Consider the following 5271-nt stretch of genomic DNA (forward strand, 5'->3'; position numbering starts at 1 on the left):
CACCACATTAACGGGTGTCATCAAGACGACCGTCTGGATAATCTCCAAGTGCTGCACCGTCACTGCCACGACCAGGCACATGGGGCAGGTCGTCACCGCTCGTTCCGTACGAATGACAACGACTCACCTGCTGAGGAGCCGTGTGAGGTGAAAGTCTCACGCACGGTTTTGAAGCCGAGCGGAGGGGGAAACCCCTTCGCTTAGGCAACTGTCTGTTGGTGTCATCACCACCTACGGACAGCGCTAAGATTTTCGAGTTCTGTGTGGCCACCGTACAAGTCAAACGGCTTAATGGATGATGATAGTGGTGGGAGCGATCGCCGTCAACCGTAGATAGCTAGGGAAACGTTACCCGTTAGAGTGCAACTATAATAGGGCAACCGAATGAGCAGCACAGGGCATGGCAGGCGAGGCGCTAGACGTATTTATCTCTTACTCGCGTCGCGATGAAAGGCTCAAAGATGAGTTGGTCGATTACCATCTCAAGCTGCTCCAGCGTGAAGGCAAAATCAAAACCTGGCAAGACCTCGACATCGAAGCCGGAGCAGAGTGGGCCGCTGAGATCAAAGCCAACCTGGAAAAAGCTGATATCGTGCTGCTGCTGATTACCCGACACTTCCTGGCCTCAGACTATTGTTACGAAACCGAAATGCAGCGGGCGGTGCAGCGTCACTACGAAGGCACCGTCAAGGTTATACCTATCATCCTGGAAACCTGTGGGTGGCAATACAGCAACTTCAGCCAACTTCAGGCTTTACCCAAAGATGGTAAGCCCATCACTCGATGGGAAGACAAAGCCGAAGCTTTCTTTGATGTGGAAGAAGGCATTCGCCAAGTAGTAGCCTCTTTAAATGTCCAACGACGAGAAGCCATAGAGGTAAAGGAACGAGAAGCCGAGAAACTGAAACGACAGCAGGAAGAAACTGCCCGATGGGAGCGAGAGAGGCAAGAACGCGAAAGACTTGCTCAAGAACAACGCGAACGGGAACAGGTCAAAGCCCAGAAAAAAGCTCAGAAAATGCTGGAAGAGAAAAGGCGTGAGCAAGAACGACTTGTCGCAGAGCAACGGCGATCTGAAGATAAAGGATTGGAACAAGAAAAGAAGCAGCAAGAACCAGACAACTCACAAGAAGCATCAAAAGACTTTCTGAACCGACGAAAAGTTCTTTGGTCGCTAGTAGGCAGTCTCGGGTGGCTTGTAGCTTTGATATCTACAGTTAGCAGGTTTTTTGATTCAGATTTTCAGCCTACTATTCACCCAGACAATATCCTTTCAAGTACTGCCGAGAATATCAGCAGTGACAAGATTGAAGGAGAGAATAGTTCTCAAATAAACAGTTCGAATACTTCACTAGATAATAATACTGATAATGCTTTCGGCTTTGGATCGCTTGATATGGCTGCTCTGATTCTAATACCGTTAATAATTTTTGGGCCAAAGAAGCTACCCGATATTGCCCGTAGTTTAGGTAAGGCTGTTAAAGGGTTCCAAGATGCTTCTAGAGAGTTTGAGGAGGAGTTTAAAAAAGAATCTGCCAAGATAGAAGTTGAAAGTCTTAAAAAGCAAGAAAAAGATGGTTGAAGCCCAGCAGCCATAGGGTGACACCGTCAACGATTATCTTAAGCGAGTTGAAAAACGAGTGCGATTCATAGGTAGTAAGTCATATGCCTTGTATTTGTCAAAATTCACCCTGTGTTCCTTCGCTTGCACATGTTAGTCTTGACAAGAAAATCATATTAAGAACCGGTAACAGATGGTTCTAAGTCATCAAAATTTTTTCTGCAGATGAGAAGCTCGAAACTCAGCTGTTGTTACAGCAAGACCTCTGAGAGAATCGGCGCGAAGAAATGAACGCCAACTCCGAGGTAGCCCAGACAGAACAGTCTTTAAGCCAGGGTTTTCAGATAATTCAAAATTTTCAAAACACCGTAAAGTTCGTTGCGCTGACGATTTAGAGAAAAGTCATCCGAGAAACCGTACTGCGCTTGGTCTAACTTCACAAACATCGAATAGGCCCCATTGCTGACCAGTCCATAGGTAGGGCGATCTCGATCCAGGTCAGCAGCCATATATGCCAAAGCCTGGGGTAACGCTACATCAATGCTAAACGAGGTGCGTTTTGCCTCCACCAAGACAATCCACAAATGCTCCTGCACAATTAAACTATCAATGCGGCCCTGGTAAACGGTGTCATCTTCATCGGCGATCTCAATGCGGATCGATGCCTCTGAGCGCAGCCGAAATGGTGAGTCGTAGAAACCTGCCAGTTCTAGCAAAGGCGCGATGACGATAAAATTTACGCCTCCTTCGAGCAGGTGACCATACTGGCGATGGTAAAGATAGCGCTGCTTAATCAAATCTAGGCGCTGCCGCTCAGCTAAAGTGAGGGGCGGCAGGTCTGCTGACCACTCCGTAAAAAAGTCTGGATCAGCGCTATGGGACAATCCAAACCGAGTTTCGGCCTCTGCAAGGCTATCAATATAGTCGGTAATAGCTAGAGATTGAGTCATGGGCTCTCGCTTGACCAGCTTGCTTTTATTCTATGGGCAGAATGCTGTCATATCACAGGCCAGCATTCTGTCGCAGCCCATGGGCGATCGCCCCTCTCCAATAACGACATTACTAATAGTTGTTGAGTAGGCCACAGCCAAGTCCAGTGTGCTTTAGTAAGGGTGACTCGCGCTATTTTCCACCCCTTGCTCTATGACTCAACTTCAGTCTGCGGTGGTGCTAATTACCGGGGCCGCCGGGGGATTTGGCCAAGAACTCACCCGCCAGCTACTGCTGAAGGGCAGCCGCTTAATTTTGACCGATCGCCCTGAGATCGATCTGCGATCGCAGGTCAACCAGCTCCAGCCAACCTTAGGCCAGCTCTCCGGCAAAATTGTCGCTTGCCTCAGCGCCGACCTCTCCACTCCCGCTGGCTGCGAAGACTTGTACAGTCAGACCCAGTCGCTAAATTTGCCCATCGATGTGCTGATCAACAATGCCGGTATCGCACTCCTCGGCCACATGGTTGACATCCCCGCCGTGCATTGGGAACAGCTCATGCAGGTCAACTTAATCACCCCCATGCGCCTGAGTACCCGCTTTGCCGCCGATATGGTGGCCCGCCGCCAGGGGCACATCGTCAACATTTCTTCCCTGGCGGGGTGGATCGCCATGCCCGGCCTGACCGCCTACGCCGCCAGCAAGTTTGGTCTGCGCGGGTTTAGCGAAGGGCTGCGCCACGAAGTCGCCTCCTTCAATGTCAACGTGACCACCGTTTACCCCTGCTTCAGCCGCACCCCCATGCTCCAGTGCCCTCGCTTTGGCCGGTGGGATCGCGCCGACAAAACTGTCCCCATACCCCTCACCACCGATCCAGTCAAGGTCATGGCCCGCACCATTCGCGCCATCGAGCGCAACCAATCCGAGGTCTTCCCCGATGCGATCGCCTCCAGTGGGCGGTTAGCCAAGTGCTATCTGCCCGCCCTGCCCGATTGGATCAGCCGCCAAATCGGCCTCAGTGAACTATCAAGGTAGTGGGTGGGTGGATTTATGATCGAGACGCAAGAAAAACAACTCATTCTCGGAGCAGGCTTTGTTGGGTTAGGCATGGCCCAGGCTCTCAAAGCCGCCAACATTCCTTACGACCAGGTTGACGCCAGCGACGACATCGGCGGCAACTGGCACCACGGCGTGTACGAAACCGCCCACATCATTTCCTCCAAAATGGTGACAGAGTTCACCCACTTCCCTATGCCAGCGGACTATCCGCCCTTCCCCAGCGCCCGTCAGCTGCACGCCTATCTGCACAGCTTTGTCGATCACTTTGAGCTAAAAGCCGCGATCGAGTTGCAGCGCTGCGTCACCGCCATTCACCCGATTGAGAACAACCGCTGGCAGGTGACCTTTCAAAACGGTGAAACTCGCATCTACAAAGGCGTCGTACTCTGCAATGGTCACCACTGGTGTAAGCGCTTCCCCGACCTTAAGGGCACCTTTACCGGCCCGATTTTGCACTCCAAAGAATACCACCGCCCCAGCCAGCTCCAGGGCAAGCGGGTGCTCATCATCGGCGGCGGCAACTCGGCCTGCGATATCGCGGCAGAAGCCGCCCGCGTCAGTGAAAAAGCGTTTCTCAGCCTGCGTGATTCGGTGTGGTTTATTCCCAAAAGTTTTGCGGGCGTGGCCGTGGCCGACCTAGCCCAGATTTGGATGCCCGAATGGTTCCAGCGGCTGATCACCTATGGCATTATTCGCCTCACCTTTGGCACCCACGCCAGCTATGGCTTGCCCCAGCCCCAGCACCACCTATTTGACAAGCATCCCACTCTGAATAACGAAGTCCCTTACTATCTGCGGCACGGTCGCATCGCCCCCAAACCCGAGGTCGATTATCTAGAGGGCGATCGCGTATATTTCGTCGATGGCAGCGTCGAAACCGTAGATCTGATCGTCTGCGCCACGGGGTTTCATGTCGCCTATCCGTTTTTGCCCCCGGCCCTCCAGCGGGTGAAGGGCGCGGTGGTGGAATGCTATGGCGGCGCGTTTTTGCCCGACTACAAAGGCCTAGCGTTTGTCGGCTGGGGCCAGGCTAGGGGTGGGGTGGGGTCGCTGATTGCCGCCTATGGCCCCCTCTTTGCCCGACTGCTGAAGCTTCAGGATGAGCTTAAGATTCCTCTGGGGCTGGTGTTAAAAGAAATTGGCGCGCCCTTGCCCACTACTCACCTGTCTGACCCCCAGCAGGTTTTTCGCCAGCTCCATCTGCTGCGCTGGGGCTGGGGCTGGCTTGAGAACCGGGCAAAGCGCTGCGATCGCAGGGTAGCCACCTTTGCCAATCAACCGTTGCCGATGTCGGGGGCCGCCCCCGACGCGGACTCTCGTGCCAACGCTCTGCGTTGACACGACCCCCCAGACGCTCTGCGTCTTTTTTCTCAGGGCGCAGGAGCGCCGTGGATCGCGTTTCTACGCGGAACGTAGAAACGATTAGAAACATCCAACGCAAAAGCGCCCCCCGCAGGGAGCGCTTTTTGCCTAATCAATCAATGGGGTAGTCACAAGGGACTAGCCGATGATTTCAGGAGCCTCAGCCGTAGCCAGGTCGAGGGGGAAGTTGTGAGCATTGCGCTCGTGCATCACTTCCATACCCAGGTTGGCCCGGTTGATCACATCCGCCCAGGTGCCAATCACACGACCTTGGCTATCGAGGATCGACTGGTTGAAGTTGAACCCGTTCAGGTTGAACGCCATGGTGCTGATGCCCAGGGAGGTGAACCAGATGCCAA

Annotated in this window: 4 protein-coding genes and 1 pseudogene; 3 read left to right on the forward strand and 2 right to left on the reverse strand. The window is 53.3% G+C overall.

Annotated elements, in window-relative coordinates; all coding sequences use genetic code 11:
• Positions 1-400: 400 nt before the first annotated feature.
• The gene (locus VB780_RS31585) at positions 401-1582 is read left to right on the forward strand and encodes a TIR domain-containing protein (protein ID WP_416349285.1); all 1182 of its coding nucleotides are present in this window, start codon (positions 401-403) and stop codon (positions 1580-1582) included.
• Between the two features lie 305 nt (positions 1583-1887).
• Here the strand turns inward: VB780_RS31585 and VB780_RS31175 are convergent, their stop codons facing one another.
• Positions 1888-2511, reverse strand: coding sequence for a type I restriction endonuclease subunit R (locus tag VB780_RS31175; RefSeq protein ID WP_323355086.1), 624 nt, complete (start codon positions 2509-2511; stop codon positions 1888-1890).
• 193 nt (positions 2512-2704) lie between these two features.
• On the opposite strand from VB780_RS31175, the gene VB780_RS31180 reads away from it, so the two are divergent.
• The gene (locus VB780_RS31180) at positions 2705-3526 is read left to right on the forward strand and encodes an SDR family NAD(P)-dependent oxidoreductase (RefSeq protein ID WP_323355087.1); all 822 of its coding nucleotides are present in this window, start codon (positions 2705-2707) and stop codon (positions 3524-3526) included.
• A gap of 15 nt (positions 3527-3541) precedes the next feature.
• Positions 3542-4888, forward strand: a complete 1347-nt coding sequence (locus VB780_RS31185) for a flavin-containing monooxygenase (protein ID WP_323355088.1) — start codon at positions 3542-3544, stop codon at positions 4886-4888.
• Positions 4889-5050: 162 nt separating this feature from the next.
• On the opposite strand, the pseudogene VB780_RS31190 reads toward VB780_RS31185, so the two are convergent.
• A pseudogene (locus VB780_RS31190) lies at positions 5051-5271 on the reverse strand (photosystem II q(b) protein); the annotation flags it as partial.

It is taken from the genome of Leptolyngbya sp. CCNP1308, assembly GCF_034932455.1.
Taxonomy (GTDB): Bacteria; Cyanobacteriota; Cyanobacteriia; order Phormidesmidales; family Phormidesmidaceae; genus Nodosilinea.

Coding starts and splice junctions, on each gene's coding strand:
- VB780_RS31185 (WP_323355088.1), top strand. CDS start 3,542: ATGATCGAGACGCAAGAAAAACAACTCATTCTCGGAGCAGGCTTTGTT.
- VB780_RS31175 (WP_323355086.1), bottom strand. CDS start 2,511: ATGACTCAATCTCTAGCTATTACCGACTATATTGATAGCCTTGCAGAG.
- VB780_RS31180 (WP_323355087.1), top strand. CDS start 2,705: ATGACTCAACTTCAGTCTGCGGTGGTGCTAATTACCGGGGCCGCCGGG.
- VB780_RS31585 (WP_416349285.1), top strand. CDS start 401: ATGGCAGGCGAGGCGCTAGACGTATTTATCTCTTACTCGCGTCGCGAT.